Source organism: Chitinophaga sp. CF418 (genome assembly GCF_900142925.1).
In the GTDB taxonomy this organism is placed as follows: Bacteria; Bacteroidota; Bacteroidia; order Chitinophagales; family Chitinophagaceae; genus Chitinophaga.
In genome coordinates this window covers 87092-104498 of the sequence record NZ_FRCN01000005.1, presented here as the reverse complement: position 1 = coordinate 104498, position 17407 = coordinate 87092, and the positions used below count along the sequence as shown (strand labels likewise).

Annotated in this window: 16 protein-coding genes; 9 read left to right on the top strand and 7 right to left on the bottom strand. The window is 46.7% G+C overall.

What is annotated here, in order from left to right; translation table 11 throughout:
• Positions 1–92: 92 nt before the first annotated feature.
• Genes F3I09_RS12705 through F3I09_RS12695 form a run of 3 tightly spaced genes read left to right on the top strand, consistent with a single transcriptional unit; the run spans position 93 to position 2679 of the window.
• A complete protein-coding gene (locus F3I09_RS12705) occupies positions 93–1508 on the top strand; it encodes a rhodanese-like domain-containing protein (protein WP_149695407.1) in 1416 nt (471 codons plus the stop codon).
• A gap of 49 nt (positions 1509–1557) precedes the next feature.
• Positions 1558–1767, top strand: a complete 210-nt coding sequence (locus tag F3I09_RS12700; RefSeq protein ID WP_149695406.1) for a hypothetical protein — start codon at positions 1558–1560, stop codon at positions 1765–1767.
• A 45-nt stretch (positions 1768–1812) separates the two neighbouring features.
• Positions 1813–2679 carry an aldose 1-epimerase family protein gene (locus F3I09_RS12695; RefSeq protein ID WP_149695405.1) on the top strand — a complete coding sequence of 289 codons (867 nt, stop codon included), beginning with the start codon at positions 1813–1815 and terminating at the stop codon, positions 2677–2679.
• A gap of 191 nt (positions 2680–2870) precedes the next feature.
• On the opposite strand, the gene F3I09_RS12690 is transcribed toward F3I09_RS12695, so the two are convergent.
• A complete protein-coding gene (locus F3I09_RS12690; RefSeq protein WP_149695404.1) occupies positions 2871–3500 on the bottom strand; it encodes an ABATE domain-containing protein in 630 nt (209 codons plus the stop codon).
• A gap of 117 nt (positions 3501–3617) precedes the next feature.
• On the opposite strand from F3I09_RS12690, the gene F3I09_RS12685 reads away from it, so the two are divergent.
• The 3 genes from F3I09_RS12685 to F3I09_RS12675 all read left to right on the top strand — a co-directional run bounded on the left by F3I09_RS12685 (position 3618) and on the right by F3I09_RS12675 (position 6946).
• Entirely contained in the window at positions 3618–4559 is a 942-nt protein-coding gene (locus tag F3I09_RS12685; RefSeq protein WP_149695403.1) for an EamA family transporter, read from the top strand.
• A gap of 70 nt (positions 4560–4629) precedes the next feature.
• Positions 4630–5403 (top strand): phosphosulfolactate synthase, encoded by a 774-nt coding sequence (locus tag F3I09_RS12680; protein ID WP_149695402.1) that lies wholly within the window; start codon positions 4630–4632, stop codon positions 5401–5403.
• Between the two features lie 706 nt (positions 5404–6109).
• Positions 6110–6946, top strand: a complete 837-nt coding sequence (locus tag F3I09_RS12675) for a hypothetical protein (RefSeq protein WP_149695401.1) — start codon at positions 6110–6112, stop codon at positions 6944–6946.
• A 68-nt stretch (positions 6947–7014) separates the two neighbouring features.
• Here F3I09_RS12675 and mgrA read toward each other — a convergent pair whose 3' ends face one another.
• Together mgrA and F3I09_RS12665 are read right to left on the bottom strand one after the other, a co-directional pair.
• Entirely contained in the window at positions 7015–8010 is a 996-nt protein-coding gene (mgrA, locus tag F3I09_RS12670) for an L-glyceraldehyde 3-phosphate reductase (RefSeq protein WP_149695400.1), read from the bottom strand.
• Positions 8011–8139: 129 nt separating this feature from the next.
• On the bottom strand, positions 8140–9015 hold the full coding sequence (locus F3I09_RS12665; protein WP_149695399.1) for an AraC family transcriptional regulator: 876 nt from the start codon (positions 9013–9015) through the stop codon (positions 8140–8142).
• A 337-nt stretch (positions 9016–9352) separates the two neighbouring features.
• Here F3I09_RS12665 and F3I09_RS12660 point away from each other — a divergent pair, with 337 nt between their 5' ends.
• The 3 genes from F3I09_RS12660 to F3I09_RS12650 are packed head-to-tail and all read left to right on the top strand — an operon-like array spanning position 9353 to position 13159.
• Entirely contained in the window at positions 9353–10267 is a 915-nt protein-coding gene (locus tag F3I09_RS12660; protein WP_149695398.1) for a dihydrodipicolinate synthase family protein, read from the top strand.
• Between the two features lie 21 nt (positions 10268–10288).
• Positions 10289–11737 carry an aldehyde dehydrogenase (NADP(+)) gene (locus F3I09_RS12655; protein WP_149695397.1) on the top strand — a complete coding sequence of 483 codons (1449 nt, stop codon included), beginning with the start codon at positions 10289–10291 and terminating at the stop codon, positions 11735–11737.
• Positions 11738–11752: 15 nt separating this feature from the next.
• The gene (locus tag F3I09_RS12650; protein WP_149695396.1) at positions 11753–13159 is read left to right on the top strand and encodes an APC family permease; all 1407 of its coding nucleotides are present in this window, start codon (positions 11753–11755) and stop codon (positions 13157–13159) included.
• 1 nt (position 13160) lies between these two features.
• Here F3I09_RS12650 and F3I09_RS12645 read toward each other — a convergent pair whose 3' ends face one another.
• The 4 genes from F3I09_RS12645 to F3I09_RS12630 form a co-directional block, all read right to left on the bottom strand.
• Positions 13161–14087 carry a transglutaminase family protein gene (locus F3I09_RS12645; protein WP_149695395.1) on the bottom strand — a complete coding sequence of 309 codons (927 nt, stop codon included), beginning with the start codon at positions 14085–14087 and terminating at the stop codon, positions 13161–13163.
• 8 nt (positions 14088–14095) lie between these two features.
• Positions 14096–15037, bottom strand: coding sequence for an alpha-E domain-containing protein (locus F3I09_RS12640; RefSeq protein WP_149695394.1), 942 nt, complete (start codon positions 15035–15037; stop codon positions 14096–14098).
• A 22-nt stretch (positions 15038–15059) separates the two neighbouring features.
• Positions 15060–16505, bottom strand: coding sequence for a circularly permuted type 2 ATP-grasp protein (locus tag F3I09_RS12635; RefSeq protein WP_149695393.1), 1446 nt, complete (start codon positions 16503–16505; stop codon positions 15060–15062).
• A 204-nt stretch (positions 16506–16709) separates the two neighbouring features.
• Entirely contained in the window at positions 16710–17384 is a 675-nt protein-coding gene (locus tag F3I09_RS12630; RefSeq protein ID WP_149695392.1) for a response regulator transcription factor, read from the bottom strand.
• Between the last annotated feature and the right edge of the window lie 23 nt (positions 17385–17407).

Genomic DNA, 17407 nt, shown 5'->3' with positions numbered 1-17407 from the left:
TATTACTGCATCAGTATCATCCCGCCCGGTGATGATCATCATCTTCCCGTTTTCCCGTTTACCAGACCTTTGTGGTATAAGTACGGTTAAACATGAAAATCGAACAGCTTTACACAGGTTGCCTGGCCCATGGCGCCTATTACATTGAAAGTAACGGAGAAGCAGCGATCATTGATCCTCTCCGCGATGTTACATCCTATATCAGAAAAGCGCAGCAGGACAATGCTGTTATAAAGTATGTATTGGAGACCCATTTCCATGCTGATTTCGTGTCGGGACACCTGGAGCTGGCTGCGGCCACCGGTGCTACGATCGTTTACGGCCCTGAAGCACACCCCGCTTTCCCTGCTCATATTGCCACAGATGGTGAGATCCTGCCCCTGGGTGATGTAAAACTCAAAGTCTTACATACGCCGGGACATACGATGGAAAGCGCCTGCTTTTTATTGCTCAATGAAGCAGGAGAGGACACTGTACTCTTTTCAGGCGATACACTTTTTATCGGTGATGTGGGCCGTCCGGATCTGGCGCAACAGGCTTCCGGAAAAACGAAGGAAGAACTGGCCGGTATCCTGTTCGATTCCCTGCGCAGCAAGGTCATGCCATTGCCTGGCCATATTACGGTATATCCGGGGCATGGCGCCGGCAGTGCCTGTGGTAAAAACATGAGCAATCAAACGGCAGACACACTTGCTCACCAGTTGTCGGTCAATTATGCGCTTCGGAAAGACATGACGAGAGATGAATTCATAAAGGAAGTAACCGAAGGACTGACACCTCCACCTGCGTATTTCCCGATGAATGTAAAAATGAACAAACAGGGTTATGGGCATGTGGAAGATGTCATTAAACGGGGCATACGTTCACTTTCGCCAGCTGCTTTTGAAGCGGCAGCCAATGAAACAGATGCGGTGATCCTGGATACCCGTGGTCCGGAAAGATTTGTCGAAGGGTTTATTCCCGGCTCTTTCAATATCGGAGTGGATGGTAATTTCGCTCCCTGGGCGGGTACGCTCATTCCCCGTGTAGAGCAACCTATTCTTTTTATTGCAGATCCGGGACGTGAAAAAGAAGTGGTCACCCGCCTGGCCCGGATAGGATATGACAATACGATCGGCTGCCTGAAAGGTGGATTTGATACCTGGAAAGCAGATCACCGGCCAACAGACAATATCACTGTTATTACCCCTGATGAACTGGCTGACCGCATGTTGTGGACCCCGGTAAACATCCTGGATATACGCAGAAGAAGTGAATACGGTAGCGAGCATATAGAGAACGCCACCAATATCCCGCTGGAATATATCAACGACAGCATGCAAACGCTGGATAAGAAGCAGCTGTACTACGTACACTGTGCCGGTGGATACCGTTCCGCGATTTTTATCTCCATAATGCGCATGCGGGGATATCATAACCTGGTAGATATCAAAGGCGGTCTTAAAGCCATGAAAGAAAGCGGCCGTTTTCAACTGACAGATTATCTTAGTTCTTCGCGACTTTTGTGAACCAGCTGGCATGTGTATTGTGTTGATTGGCATATTAAACCTGCAACACATGAAAACATTTGGTTTTATCCTTATCATTGCCGGTATCGCCATGATCGTGATACGCGGCTTCTCCGTAAAGACAGAAAAGAAGGTAGTGGACCTTGGTCCGGTGGAAGTCAATAAAACGGAAAACCGCTGGATAGGCTGGCCCACTTATGCAGGTGGTATTGTAGCTGTAATAGGACTGGTGCTGGTATTGAGCAGCAGGAAAAAATGAGGCATATAAGGCCCGAATGGTTATTTTTGAGGCAAAAAGTTTCGTATGCCTGAATTAAAGAATGATAAACTACGGGTAGTTGTTGCCGAAAAAGGAGCCGAGTTACAAAACATCGTCCGCACGGACTTAGGTCAGGAATATCTGTGGCATGCGGGACCGGAATGGGCTAAGAAAAGTCCCGTGTTGTTCCCGATAGTGGGTACCCTTAAAAATAACACCTACACATATAAAGGTAAAAGCTACACACTAGGCAGGCATGGCTTTGCCCGCGACAAGGTATTTGCCCTCACGGCACAGACGGACCATCAGCTTACCTTTACGTTAAAGCATACAGAAGATACCCTCCAGGTATATCCTTTCCATTTTACTTTCCAGGTCATATACACACTGCATGACACATCACTGAAAGTGACTTATCTCGTGGAGAACACAGGTAAAGATACTATGTACTTTTCGGTAGGCGCCCATCCTGCTTTTAAAGTGCCTTTGACCGATGGTACAGGATATGAAGATTATTACCTGTCTTTTAACCAGGAAGAGAATGATGGCGTATGGCCGTTGTCGGCAGATGGATTGATTGAATTGACACCAGAACCATTCCTGGTAAAAACACATAAACTACCATTGAAACATTCCCTGTTCTATAAAGATGCATTGGTTTTCAAAACGCTTGCATCCAACATCATAGAGCTGAAGAGTGATAAGTCTCCCCGCGGACTGAAACTGCAATATGATGGTTTCCCATATATGGGCATATGGGCGGCAAAAGAAGCCGACTTTGTATGTATAGAGCCCTGGAATGGTATTGCTGATGGTGTAAATGCTTCCGGGGAAATTACCGGTAAAGAAGGGATACACATCCTGGAAAAGGGTAAACATTTTGAAAGAAGCTGGACGGTGACGCTTTATTAATTACAGATTACATCGATTTTGGGGGTTCCCCGGGTTGTTTGTGTTTTGCGGTGATATTCATTCCCGGGGTTGTTTGTGTTTTGTGATAATATTCGTTTCCCCGGGGGTCACGTTCCCCGGGTTATCACGTTTCCCCGGGTTATCACCCGGGGCTACAAACACCGGGACTCCTGACGGAGTCCTATTGTGTTTTACTCCTCTGCTTTTTCTTTTTTCTTCTGATAATAACGTTTTGACTTATCCGTGGTTCCGCAGGTAAGCGGGCTGCACCAGCGTTTTTTATTGTTCTTGGTATGGTCCAGGAATATCCATCCACAGGTTTCACACTCTTTGATCCGCACATGTTCCTCATTGGTAAGCACATCATAGGCGGACTTCATCACTGTCCATAGTGGGGCCATCAGGTCAGTATCATCCCTTTGTAGGGTAGCTTTAACACCTGTTGCTGTCCTTTCGAACTGCAGATGCGATAACGCACTGGCAAGCGCTTTATTGAACTTTTCCAATACGGAAGATGAGAGGGTGATACCATCGTTTTCTGCAATGCCAGAAAAGAAATGGTACAGGGTTTCCCGTATACGTTTTAATTTCTGCAGTGCTGCCGCTGCCGCTGTTTCATCTGCTGTGGCATATTGCAGTAGAGCCGTCCGCTGCGCTTCATCGAGGATGTCTACTTTCCTGCACCACTCTATCAGCTCCTCATAATTACCCAGGTATTCATACAGGTTGGGGCCTCTCCATGCATTTACCGTATTGATAAAATGAAAACAGAGTGCGCCGCCATCCAGCGCTAAGGTTGCTATAGATCTCTCCTTGCTCATCCGTATACCAAAAGTACAGCAAATTGAATTATTACTACCAAAAAATATTTTGCTGGTAATAAAAGTTTTCTAATTTTATACCAGCAAATATAGTTTAACAAGTAAAAAAGGTAGGTGATGGCTGAACAGAAAGCTCCACAGTGGTTGATTGTACTGGCATTTATGGCTGTTTATATTGTATGGGGCACTACCTACCTGGCAGTCATCTATGGGCTGCGGGGATTTCCTCCTTTTATGCTTTCCGCACTGCGTTACCTGATGGCAGCCCTGCTGCTGCTGGGATGGTGTTTCATTAAGAAAGAGAAATGGCCGGGCTGGCAGGCCATCCGTACCTGCTCAATCAGTGGATTGTTCATGCTGGTAGGAGGTAGTGGTATGGTAGCCTGGGCGGAACAATATGTTACTTCAGGACAGGCCGCCATTGTTATTGCTGCTGAGCCTTTTCTTTTCCTATTGGCAGACAGAAAGCGCTGGAGGGAGTATTTCTCCAGCCGCTTCATTATTACAGGATTATTGATTGGTTTTACAGGCATCCTGCTGTTCTTTGGTGGTAGTGATGCCACATCGGCGCCTACAGGAGATGTTACAACACAATGGATGGGATATGCCGCCATATTGCTCGGCACCGTTTTCTGGGTAGGTGGCGCATTACATGCGGAAGGACGAATGGGAAAAGGTATTTCCAACATTGTCAGTTCCTGTATCCAGTTGTTTGCCGGGGGAATATGCAGCAGTCTTTTAAGCGGTATTTCCGGTGAATGGGGCAGGATCCGTTTTAATGAAGTTCCTGCCGAAGCCTGGGCAGGCTTATTTTACCTGGTTATTTTCGGCTCCCTGATAGCCTATATGGCATTTACCTGGCTCATAACAGTGCGTCCGCCGGCATTGGTCAGCACCCACACCTACGTTAATCCCGTAGTGGCGGTGCTGGTGGGCTGGGTTTTTGTAAATGAGCAACTGGGCTGGATGCAATTGGTGGCAATGGTGGTTATTTTGCTGGGAGTACTGTTAACAAATTTCCCTTCCTATAAACTATCTTTTAATCAGCAACGCGCCTGATATTTTTTGAATACCTTTGTCCGGAAGTTTAATTCAAGGAAGTAAATCGCAGTACAAAACTTTAGGTAAAATGAATTTTAATCTGGACAAAATTCCTGATCGTACACAGCAGCCACGTTCATTCGGTATTACAATGGTGACCGATAAAGGTCTGAGCCTGCAGGATACAAAAGACTTCCTCTCCGTATCCGCTCCGCATGTAGATATGGTGAAACTGGCTTTTGGTACCGCCTATGTTACGCCCAACCTGGATGAGAAGATCAAAGTATACCAGTCATTTAACATCCCCGTTTATTTCGGCGGACTGTTACTGGAGGCTTTCATCATCCGTAACCAGTTTGATGATTATATAGAAGTCTGTAAAAAATACGGTATCAATTACTTTGAAGTATCCGATGGTTCTCTTTCCATTCCGCATGCTGAAAAATGTGGTTACGTTGAGAAATTGGCCAAACTGGGTACAGTATTGAGCGAAATTGGTTCCAAGGATAAAGACCGCGAGCATATCACACCTCCCTATAAATGGATAGAACTGATGAGGGCAGAACTTTCTGCTGGTTCCCAATACATTATTGCGGAAGCAAGGGAAAATGGTACCGTAGGTTTGTACCGCGATTCCGGGGAAGTACGTGAAGGGCTGGTACAGGAGATCCTGACACAGATACCGGGTGAAAAGATCATCTGGGAAGCACCCAGGAAAGACCAGCAATTGTATTTCCTGGACCTCATCGGCTGTAATGCCAACCTGGGTAATATTGCATCCTACGAGGTGATCTCGCTGGAGGCAATGCGCGTAGGCTTACGTGGTGACAGCTTCCATTTCTTTCTTGACGGAGGTAAATAGGTTTTTTACAGTATAAATAAAAAGCGGGGCTGATCTTTTCGAAGGTCAGCCCCGCTTTTTATTAGCATCAAATCAAGACAAGACTGTATCAATTCAGGATCAGAAGCCGTCTTAACTATGTTTCTCCTATGTCTATCTTACGTTCATCCTAGGTTCAAAGACGTAAGATGAACGTAAGTTGGACATAGGAGAAACATAGGAAAAGCGATATCTGATCGATGTTATATACAGATTAATCCTCGTCATGTCCCGGACAAGCCCGGTTAAACTTATAGTATGGATCCGATTGAGATTCGATTGGTATTCCTTTGAGATGCTGTCTATATGCGCCTCAAAGGTAAGGTAAACCGGCATTCCTCTGACTGGTATCCAAAGGTATTCCTGAGGGTATGTATTCGGTACAGATTCGGTACAGGTTATAGCCTATAGGCTCTTTACTATAGCATTAGACCTGCTGTTCTATAGCCAACGCTATAGAACAGCAGGTCTAATGCAGGACTACAGGGCGTATAGCTATAGAACTGTACTATAGGCGAACACTATCTGTACTATAACCCCAAGTTTCCAAGCTGAATCTCGCCTTGTTTATATGTTAAATAAGTTGTATATTTGACTCATAATAGTAAGTCCAAATCCTGCAGGTCACTTGCTTTTTAACCCTTATAACCCATACACTTAAAAAATCAGAAAAGACACATTCGAAACCATGAAAAAATTACTGTTCAGCGCAGCTGCGCTCACTGTATTATTTGTTGCATGTAAAGACAACAACGATACAATCATCCCGCAAAATCAAATTAAGGCGACCAAACTATTTCTGAACTCGGTCTCAGAGTATGACAGTAGCAGCGCAACTTATAATACAAGTAACCAGGTTGCTACTTTCCAGTCTTTCGCCCAACAGGAAAGTTATGTTTACTACAGTGAACCTGTATATGTGAATGGAAAACTAGCTAAATTACTCGTCAGCGAAGAAAGCCCTACCACGCTGGAAGATAAGCAGGACTACGAGTATAATGCTGCTGGTGATCTGTCGAAGGTCATGTTTTATGGCGCTGATCACCTGATTGATGTGTATGACAGTATTGTTTATGATAACAACGGACGTTATGCTGCCATGTATTCTTTTGGGGTTTCACAGGAGCCTGGTACTGAGGGCAGGCCGTTTGAATACTATGCAAAGACGCTGTACGACTGGGATAGTAAAGGTAATCTCATCAAAGAGACCTATGTTGGGATAATAGATGGTCAGGAGACGGACACGATCACAACGGTATATACCTACGATGATAAAGTGAACTTCATGGCAATGCAGCCGGAACTGTATTTAATACACCCGAGAGAGGTAGCGGCAGGGCTGTCTGTTAATAACATTCTTACGCAGAGAACAGATTATTCCAATTATGCTGAAGCCGAAACCAACGTATATACGTACGATGGAGATGGCTATCCTGTTACCCGAAAGAATACTTTCCAGACCATAGTAGATGATGCGGTTGTGTATACCAAAGTTGAAAATACCAGGATCCGTTACGTTAAGTAATAGCTTATTTTAAAAATAGAAAAGCCGGCTCACAAAGCGTGAGCCGGCTTTCTTTTTTTGAACCCTTATTATTTTAAGATACTTTCTATTTCCTGTAGTTCCGCCGCATCAAACTGTACCTTGTCCAATGCCCCCAGGTTGTTATCCAGCTGTGCTACAGAGCTGGCGCCTATCAGGACAGAAGTGATACGTTTGTCTTTCAGCAGCCAGGCAAGCGCCATCTGGGCCAGCGACTGACCTCTTTTCTGTGCAATAGCATTCAGACGCTGGATTTTATCCAGTTTGTCGGCGGTAATATGGTCAGCTTTCAGGAACCCGCTTGGTTTGCTGGCCCTGGAACCTTCCGGAATGCCTGTCAGGTACCGGTCAGTCAGCAGCCCCTGTGCCAGCGGAGAGAATGGGATACATCCTACGCCATTGTCGCCCAGTACGTCCAGCAGTCCGCCTTCCACCCATCTTTCGAACATGGAGTATTTGGGCTGGTGGATCAGGCAGGGAGTGCCTAATGATTTTAATACTTCCAGTGCTGCCTTGGTTTGTTCTGCAGAATAGTTGGACAATCCTACATATAAGGCCTTCCCCTGACGCACTGCGGTATCCAGTGCTCCCATTGTTTCTTCAATAGGCGTTTCCGGGTCAGGACGGTGAGAGTAGAAGATGTCAACATAATCCAGCTTCATACGGCGCAGGCTCTGATCGAGACTGGACAGCACGTATTTGCGGGAGCCCCATTCCCCGTATGGGCCAGGCCACATCAGGTAGCCGGCTTTAGTGGAGATCACCAGCTCATCGCGCAGGTAACCTGTAAAATCTTTCTGAAGGATAGCGCCAAAGTTCTCTTCCGCAGAACCGGGCAACGGGCCATAGTTATTGGCAAGGTCAAAATGTGTGATCCCCTTGTCAAAGGCCTGGCGTACTATCTGGCGACCATCCTCAAAATTATCTATGGAACCGAAGTTATGCCAGAGGCCGAGTGAAACAGCAGGAAGACGGATCCCGCTTTTGCCACAGCGGTTATAGAGCATAGTATCATATCGATCGCCGGCAGGTACATAAGCACTCATATGGAATTTATTTTTTGGAAACCCAAGATAATAGTTATTAGTAAGAAATTACTAAACCAGCCGGCTGTCTGGCCAATACTATTTAATTAGTGAGCAGGAAAGAGGGATCAGCAGGAGAGTGCTGCCCTGCTAAACGCTCTGGAAATAACTGTTCATATATTCACTGGGCGACTTATTGGTCACCGTCTTAAATACCCGGTTAAAATTGGTAATGCTGTTGAACCCACAGGTATATGCCACGGTGGCAATATTATCGTAAGTACCGTCCGTCAGTTTTTTACATGCCTCATTGATACGTACCTCATTCAGGAAAGATACAAATGTATGCAGGGTATGCTTCTTAAAGAACCTGCAGAACGCCTGTGGCGTCATATGAGCCTGTTTGGCGGCATCTTCCAGCGTGATGGGCTGATCATAGTTATGCATGATATAGTTGTAAATATGACCGATACGGATGCCTTCATGCTCACTGACAAGCTGTGTCTTCTGACCGGAAGCCAGCGGTGTGATGTCCTGGTAGGACGACAATTGCTTTAACAGTTCCACAAACTGCAGTAATTGTTCCGTGCCTGAACTGTTTGTCACTTTCAGCATACGGCTGGATATTTCCGTAGCATGTTCCTGCGGTACTTTAAAACCTGACTGGTGCTGCTGAATAAAGTTCTTCAGCATCTTGATCTCCGGCAGATTGAAGAACCCTGCCAGCTCACCATCCGGATTAAAGAAAATAACCAGGGCTACGATCTTCTTACGGCTCTTGGGCTGAAAATAAGATGCTTCACTTTTGAAGATATGTGGTTGGTTGGCGCCTAACCAGAAGATCTCGTTAGGACGGAAAGCATGCATGTTGTTGTCAGCAACGAGGGTGCCTTCTCCCTGCTGTATCCAGGTCAACTGAATTTCCTGGTGCCTGTGCAGATGAGGATAAAAATATGGCAGCACGTCTTTCTGCACAATGATGGACTTGTCCAGCGGAACAGGTATGGTAAACTGTAGCACTTTCATCTGTTAGCATTTTATAAAGTCATAGCAAGTTGTTGGCCCTTGCAGAAATGTGATTACAGGTGTTTAAATTCTTCTACGCGGCAATTGCAATTTATGTTGGTTGATTGTCCTGACACTAATTAGTGTGAATCGTACAATTATTTTACTGATCACCCAATATTACAAATTTTAACCCGGATTCAGCAAAAAAATAAAATTACCGGTGAAAAAAAGGTTAACTCCATCTGTATGATGCTGCTAAGGATATAAAAGAGGTTAATATCGGCTAATAATTGATTACTATCAGGTAGGCTCTCTTTCCCTGTTTCTGATACTTTTGAAAAAAAATTGTTCTTCTATGGCTATTGAATGGAAAGGAATATTTCCTGCATTTACTACAAAATTTACAGCCGCTGATGAACTGGACCTGCCGTTGTTCGGAAAGAACCTGCAAGCCCAGATAAAGGCTGGTATTGATGGGGTTATCTTAGGCGGTTCTCTCGGGGAAGCCAGTGTCATTACTACTGCTGAAAAAGAAACACTCACGAAATATGCAGTGGAGCAGGTAGCGGGAAAGATCCCGGTTGTCATGAACATCGCAGAAGGCTCTACCAGTGAAGCCATCAGACAGGCAAAGCTGGCAGCATCATGGGGCGCGAAAGGACTGATGTTATTACCTCCTATGCGTTACAAAAGCGATGAACGCGAAACAGCGGAATACTTTAAAGCAATAGCCGCATCCACAGAATTACCCATCATGATCTATAACAATCCGGTGGACTATAAAGTGGAAGTTACACTGGATATCTTCGATCAGCTGCAGCAGTACAGCAACATTCAGGCTGTAAAGGAATCTACCAGAGATGTATCTAACGTGACCCGTATGATCAGCCGTTTTGGCGATCGCTTCAGCATTCTGTGCGGTGTAGACACACTAGCTATGGAAGAAATGATCCTGGGCGCAAAAGGCTGGGTTGGCGGACTGGTATGTGCTTTCCCGGCAGAAACAGTGGCTATCTATAAACTGACAAAAGCAGGACGCACCGCAGAGGCACTGGCTATTTACCGCTGGTTCCTGCCATTGCTGGAACTGGACCTGCATGCGAAGCTGGTACAGTATATCAAACTGGCAGAACAACAGGCAGGACTGGGTAGTGAAACAGTAAGAGCTCCCCGTCTCCAACTGGTAGGCGCAGAAAGGGAAAGGATCTTAAAGGTGATAGACACTGCTATTGCCTGCAGACCTACATTACCTGATTATCTTTCACTATAATTACAAGACTTAAACAGCACCATGCAGATAGACGATGTCATGCAGCGGTCAGCACAGGCGTTTGCGCAGTACAAAGAGGTAACCCCTTCAGTACGCGCTGCATTCCTGGAAACGATCGCTTCGGAAATAGCATTAGTAAGGGATACGCTGGTAGAAGCAGCGCAGGCAGAAACCAATCTGCCTGCTGCAAGGCTCAATGGCGAGATCACCCGTACTACCAGTCAGTTACAGCTTTTTGCCAATCTCATAAAAGAAGGCAGCTGGGTGGAAGCTGTTATCGATACGGCAAAGCCGGATAGTACGCCCGCAAAGCCGGACCTCCGCAGAATGTTGGTACCTGCTGGTCCGGTAGTGGTGTTTGGCGCCAGCAATTTCCCTTTTGCATTCTCTACTGCCGGTGGTGATACCGCCAGCGCACTGGCTGCCGGGGCTACTGTTGTGGTGAAAGGACACCCTGCACATCCGCGTACCTCCCTGTTGGTATTTGAAGCAATGCAAAAAGCCATCACTAAAAGTGGTATGCCGGAATTTACCGTGCAGCATGTTACCGGCGAAGGGAATGCTGTAGGTAAAGCACTGGTAGTGCACCCGCAAACCACAGGCGTTGGGTTTACAGGCTCTTTACAGGGAGGAAAAGCCTTGTTGAGCTATGCTGCAGCGCGTGAAGTACCTATCCCGGTATTCGCAGAAATGAGCAGCATTAATCCGGTTGTTTTTTATCCCGATGCACTGGCTACACAGGCGGAACAACTGGCGCAAACCTTCGCTGGTTCCGTTACGCTGGGCATGGGACAGTTCTGTACCAATCCCGGTCTGCTGATCGGTTTGAAGAGTGCTGCCCTGGACAACTTCGCCGGCTTACTGGGCAATGCAATTGCCGCAGTTGCTCCGCAGAAGATGTTACACAAAGGCATCTGTGAATCGTATGGTAAAGGCCGCACACATATGCTTGCCCAACAGGATGTTGTGCTGGTAAATGAATCTGCCGCTCCCGCGGATATGGAAGCATGGCCGGCGCTGGCTCGTACTACGGCCAAAACCTTCCTGGCCAATCCACATCTGAAGGAAGAGTTATTCGGTCCCTTTTCATTGCTGGTAGTGTGTGAAGATAAAGCTGAACTGCTGGCAGTACTAAAAAGCCTGCATGGACAGCTGACCACCACGATCGTAGGTACTGCCGCCGATACTGCTCAATGGAAAGACGTGATCGCTGTACAATCTACACTGGCAGGCCGTGTTATTTTAAACAACCCGCCCACTGGTGTGGAAGTATGTGCCGCCATGGTACATGGTGGACCATTCCCGGCCACTACAGACCAGCGTTTTACCTCAGTAGGCACAGGCGCTATCCGTCGTTGGGTAAGACCGGTATGCTACCAGAACTTCCCGGACGATATGTTACCCGATGCGCTGAAGGCCGCAAACCCTCTGGGTATATGGCGGCAGATAGACAATCAGTTTACGAGATAAACCATTATACCCAATATGTCAGATCAACCAAAATCTTTCCAGCGGTCCTTCGGACTGCTGGATGCTACAATGATTGTAGCCGGCTCCATGATAGGTTCCGGCATCTTCCTGGTAAGTGCAGACATCACCCGTAATGTCGGCTCTGCCGGCTGGCTGATACTGATATGGATCATCACCGGTATTCTTACGCTGACCGCCGCATTGAGCTACGGAGAACTAAGCGCGATGTTCCCGCAGGCCGGAGGACAATACGTTTATCTCAGAGAAGCTTTTAACCGGCTAACCGGCTTCCTCTTCGGGTGGAGCTTCTTCACGGTGATACAGGCTGGCTCCATTGCAGCAGTGGGAGTAGCTTTCGCTAAGTTCTCCGCCTATCTTTTTCCGGTGCTGAGTGAAAAGAATATCCTCGTTGATCTATCATTCATACAAATATCAGCAGCCCAGATCACTTCCATTCTCCTTATCGTATTGCTGACTTTTATCAATACCCTGGGGGTGAAGGAAGGGAAGCTGATACAGACAGGATTTACCCTGGCTAAGATCGCTGCGCTGCTGGCATTGATCTTATTCGGATGTTTTGCGGCGGATAAAGGTGTATGGGATGCCAACTGGCAGACAGGCTTTGAGTTTCGCAAAATGACGGAACATACAGATACACTGATGCCGTACGTTGGTCTGGCAGCATTGGGCGCTATTGCAGGAAGTATGGTAGGTAGTTTGTTCAGCAGCGATTCCTGGAATAATGTAACCTTCATCGCCGGAGAGATCAAGAATCCTGAACGTAATATCGGCAGAAGCCTGTTTCTCGGTACGCTCATCGTTACTGTTATCTATGTGGCTACCAATCTGGTGTACCTGGGAGTATTACCACTGAAGGAAATTGCCTTTGCGGAGAATGAAAGGGTAGGAGTAGCCGCAGCTGTAAAGATATTCGGTACCAGGGGTACCTACATTATCGCAGGTCTGCTGATGGTCTCCACTTTTGGTTGTAACAACGGGCTTATCCTGTCTGGCGCCAGGGTTTGTTATACCATGGCAAAGGATGGAGTATTCTTCAAACAACTGGCCACCCTGAACAAAAACGCGGTTCCCGGAAAGGCGCTGTGGATACAATGCATCTGGGCATCCGTATTGTGCCTCAGCGGCAAATATGGGCAGCTGCTGGACTATGTGATCTTTGTAGTGCTGATCTTTTACATTCTGACCATTGCCGGTATCTTCAGGTTGCGTCGTACCAGACCCGATTTACCAAGGCCATACAAGGCGTTTGGATATCCTGTACTGCCTTTGTTGTACATAGTGTCCGCCGCCATTATTTGCCTGGCACTATTGGTTTATAAACCTATGTATACCTGGCCCGGATTGGGCATTGTATTGCTGGGAATACCTGTTTATTATTTTGTATGGCGGAATAAGTCCTGACTTACTGCTGCCCTCCCGAATTGTCTTCCATTGTTTCTACCTCCCCGTGCAGGTGTACATCATTGGTTTCTTCGAATACATTGCCATCCTCATAGCCTACCGCTACGAACACAGACAGCTTTTGTTTCGCAGGGCCTTTGAAGGTACCTTTCACGGGACTGCAATCATTGAAATGTCTTCCCACAGATAGTTTCACATGTTTGTTGGTGACCCAGATATTGTTGGTCGGGTCAATGCCTGCCCAGCCATATCCGGGTATCCAGGCTTCCACCCAGGCATGGGTGGCGCCTTCACCACGCATACCATCCTTATTGGGACAGATATACCCGCTTACATAACGGCAGGGAATGCCGCAGGAACGGAGGATGTGTAACATGAGATGCGCAAAATCCTGGCAAACACCTGCCCGGTGCTGCAGGATCTCATCTACCGTTGTCTCTATATTGGTGATCCCTTTCAGGTACTTGAAATTCTTAAAGATATATTCGCTGCAATGTTCGGTAACAGCTGCCACGCTTTTGCCTGGCTGTTTTATCACCGTGATGATATTATTGATCGCACTCTGCGTCTTTATGATATCAGGTTGTGCCAGTTCCAGTAACAGCAGGTGACCTTTCATTTCTTCCCGTAACAGGTCGAAAGTAGAATGGAAATTGATCTGCAACTGTGAAGAGGCTGTAGTACGCACCAGCAGCTTACTTTCGATGGTGAGCACCTTATGCGGGGGCAGCAGGTTGAAGTTGCCGGATTTATTCCCCCAGTAGTCTGTAAAAGTCTGTATTTCCGGCTGCCCTGTGATCAGCAGGTCGTGCTGGAGTATTTCCTGCTCCGGACATTTAAACGGAAAAATCTTGATCTCATTTACGCTTTCTTTAACCGGTCTGTCGTACTCGTACCTGGTAACATGATGTATTCTGAAAATGGCCATAAGCTAAGTTATGCGTAGGAGAAAAATTTTTGACTCAACAGGTTGGTGAAATGCAGGAGATCATGGCGAAGCTCTGCCAGGAAAGGTTTTAACGTCTGGTTGTTGAGATCATCTATTTCCAGGTGTTTCACTTTACTGTACAGCCTTCCAAAGTTCCTGATCAATGCTGCATTCTCTTCTGAGATATGACCTTTGGTCACATCCTGCAGATGCCTGTCGATTCTGCCCAGCGAATATATAACGGAATGTGGAAAATCTTCATTGAATAATACCTGGTGCAGTACATCGTGGGTATATTGATACGATCTGTATGTTTTGAGATGGAGCTCATAGCCCGAAAGAGACATCAACAGATGCCGCCACTGCATGATGTCTTTGATCTCATCCACCTTGTACTGGTTGACTGCATATTGTTTGTCCGTCAGCACGATGGTTTCCAGGCAGCGTTCGATGTATTTCCCGAGGTTCATAAATCCCCAGCCAATACCCCGGGCCATGGTAATATCAGTGATGCCTGTGTAAAGCACAGAATGCCTGGTAAAAAGGTCCAGGATATCCGCAGCTTCATAATTGGACAGACGGTTGTCCAGTGCCGGTTGATTGATCAGGTGGTAGAAGGAGTTAACTTCCTCCCATACTTCCTTTGTAATATAGTCCTGGATACCGCGGGCATTTTCCCTGGCCTTGCCAATGATGGATTTAAGGGAGTTGTTGTTGGCGGTGTCTGTCAGGAGTTTCTTCAGGGCCGCGCCTGTATTTCCTTCAATGGCTTTGATCTCTTCTTCGCCTGTGCTGGTAAAGGTTTCAAGAACAGGCCGCCAGGTAAGGGGGCCGTTCACATCTTTATCGAGCGATAAAAGGTTATGAGTAGCCGTAACACGTAATAGTCCTTCTGCTCGCTCCATATAACGGGCCAGCCAGAATAGTGAATCTGCGATCCTGCTTAGCATGAATAAAATTGCGTTTGGTGAATCAATCTATAACCCAGGTATCTTTACTACCGCCTCCCTGTGAGGAATTGACGATCAGGGAATCTTTGCGGAGCGCAACTCTTGTAAGTCCCCCCGGTACTATCTGCACACCCTGCGGGCCGCAAAGGGCATAAGGACGGAGGTCCACATGTCTTGCCTGGAAAGTACCGTCTATAAAACAGGGAACGGTAGACAGTTTAATGATAGGCTGTGCAATAAAGCTGCGTGGTTCTGCTTCAATGGCAGCTTTCGCCCTGGTCCATTCTTCGGGGGCTACCTTGTTGCCCATGACCATACCATAGCCTCCTGACTGGTTCGTTCTTTTGATGACCATCTGTGTATAGTTGTCAAACACATACTGCCGGGCATCAGGATCGCTCAGTTCGTAAGTGGGCACATTGGGAAGGATCGGCTCTTCATTAAGGTAATACCGGATCATCGCAGGAACATAGGCATATACGGCTTTATCATCAGCAACACCATTCCCTACTGCATTCACAATGGCGACATTGCCCATACGGTAAGCACTCATCAGTCCCGGAATACCCAGCGCACTATCAGGACGGAACATCAGCGGATCAAGGAATTCATCGTCAATACGGCGGTAGATTACATGCACCTGTTCCAGGCCGTTGGTCGTTTTCATATACACCTTATGATTGTTCACCACCAGGTCTCTTCCCTCCACGAGGGGAATGCCCATCTGCCGGGCAAGGAAGGTATGTTCGTAGTAAGCTGAGTTATAGATACCGGGTGTCAGCAATACCACCAGGGGATTAGACAGCTGTCCGGGGCCCATCTGCAGCAGTATTTCATGTAGCATGAGAGGGTAGTTACTGACCCGTCTCACATGACTGGCAGCCAGCAGTTCAGGAAAGATCCTTTTGGTCACTTCCCGGTTCTCCAACATATAACTGACGCCCGATGGGGTGCGCAGGTTGTCTTCCAGTACATAAAAGAGACCATCTTCCCCACGGATCAGGTCTATTCCGGAAATATGTACATAAACATCATGAGGCACCTTAATACCAAATACCTCCCGGGTATAATGGGGGCAGGAAGCAATCAGGGAGGCCGGCACGATGTTATCTTTCAGGATCTGCTGCTCGTTATAAATGTCTTTCAGGAACAGATTGAGCGCTTTCAGACGCTGTTTGATACCCGCTTCTATATGATCCCATTCCTGTCCTGTAATAATGCGGGGAATAATGTCAAAGGGGAAAATGCGTTCAATCCCGGCATCCTCACTATAGACGGTGAAAGTGATGCCCTGGTTCATAAAAAGCTCGCCGGCCAGTCTGTCTTTCTGTTGCAGATCACTGACATTGAACTGCTTAAGAGTGGCAATGACCTTGCTGTATTGCTCCCTGATCTGCTGCCGGTCGCACATTTCATCCCAGATGCCGGTGGCATAGTCGTATTGTTCCAATAATGTTGGCAGGCTCATATCAGTGGTTTAGTGGGTAAGTAAGTTTTCGGGCGCCAGCTACAATTTAATGTTTTACGGGGAGAAATAACGGCAGTCTCTTCAAAAAGAGTTCATATTTCAAAAAGAGATTTTGAAAAATGAAAGGTGATGGCTGAGATAGTATTATATAATATTATTTATAATGTGTAGTAATGCTTAATACCCGGTCCGGGAATACGGTCTTTAGATTTCCCACTTATATCCTGTTGCATAGATAGTTTTCAGGTAATTGCCTGCACCGGCTTCGTGGAGTTTCTTTTTGAGGTTTTTGATATGGGCATAAATGACATTGTTATCTTCCCGGAGGCCGGCAATGTCGCCCGAAAGCTGCTCTGCAAGTTCGTGTTTTGAGATGACCTTGTTTTTATTGCCCAGGAAATATAAGAGCAGGTCAAACTCTTTCCTGGTAAGTGTAACGGGTTTATTATTGATCTGTACAGTTTTGCCCAGCAGATCGATAGTCAGTTCTTCCTGCCGGATAATGTTGCAGTTGTCATATTTCCTCCTCCTGATCACGGAAAAGATCCTGGCAGCCAGTTCCGGTAAATGGAAAGGTTTCGTGACATAATCATCCGCTCCCTTCTCCAAGGCAGAGATCTTATCCTCATATGCAGTTTTAGCGGAAATGACGATGATGCCCACCAGTTTATTATGCGCCTTTATTGCTTCCAGCAGCTTGTTGCCATCTCCGTCCGGCAGTGCAAGATCCATCAGGATGCAATCGTACTCATACATCTCTATTTTAGACAGTGCCCGCTGATAATTGTTCGCATATTCACATATGTAATTCCCGTCAGATAAATAGGAGATCATAACCTGCGATAGTGCCAGATCGCCATCGATGATCAGTAGTTTCATGTCACAATATTATTTCCCAATTC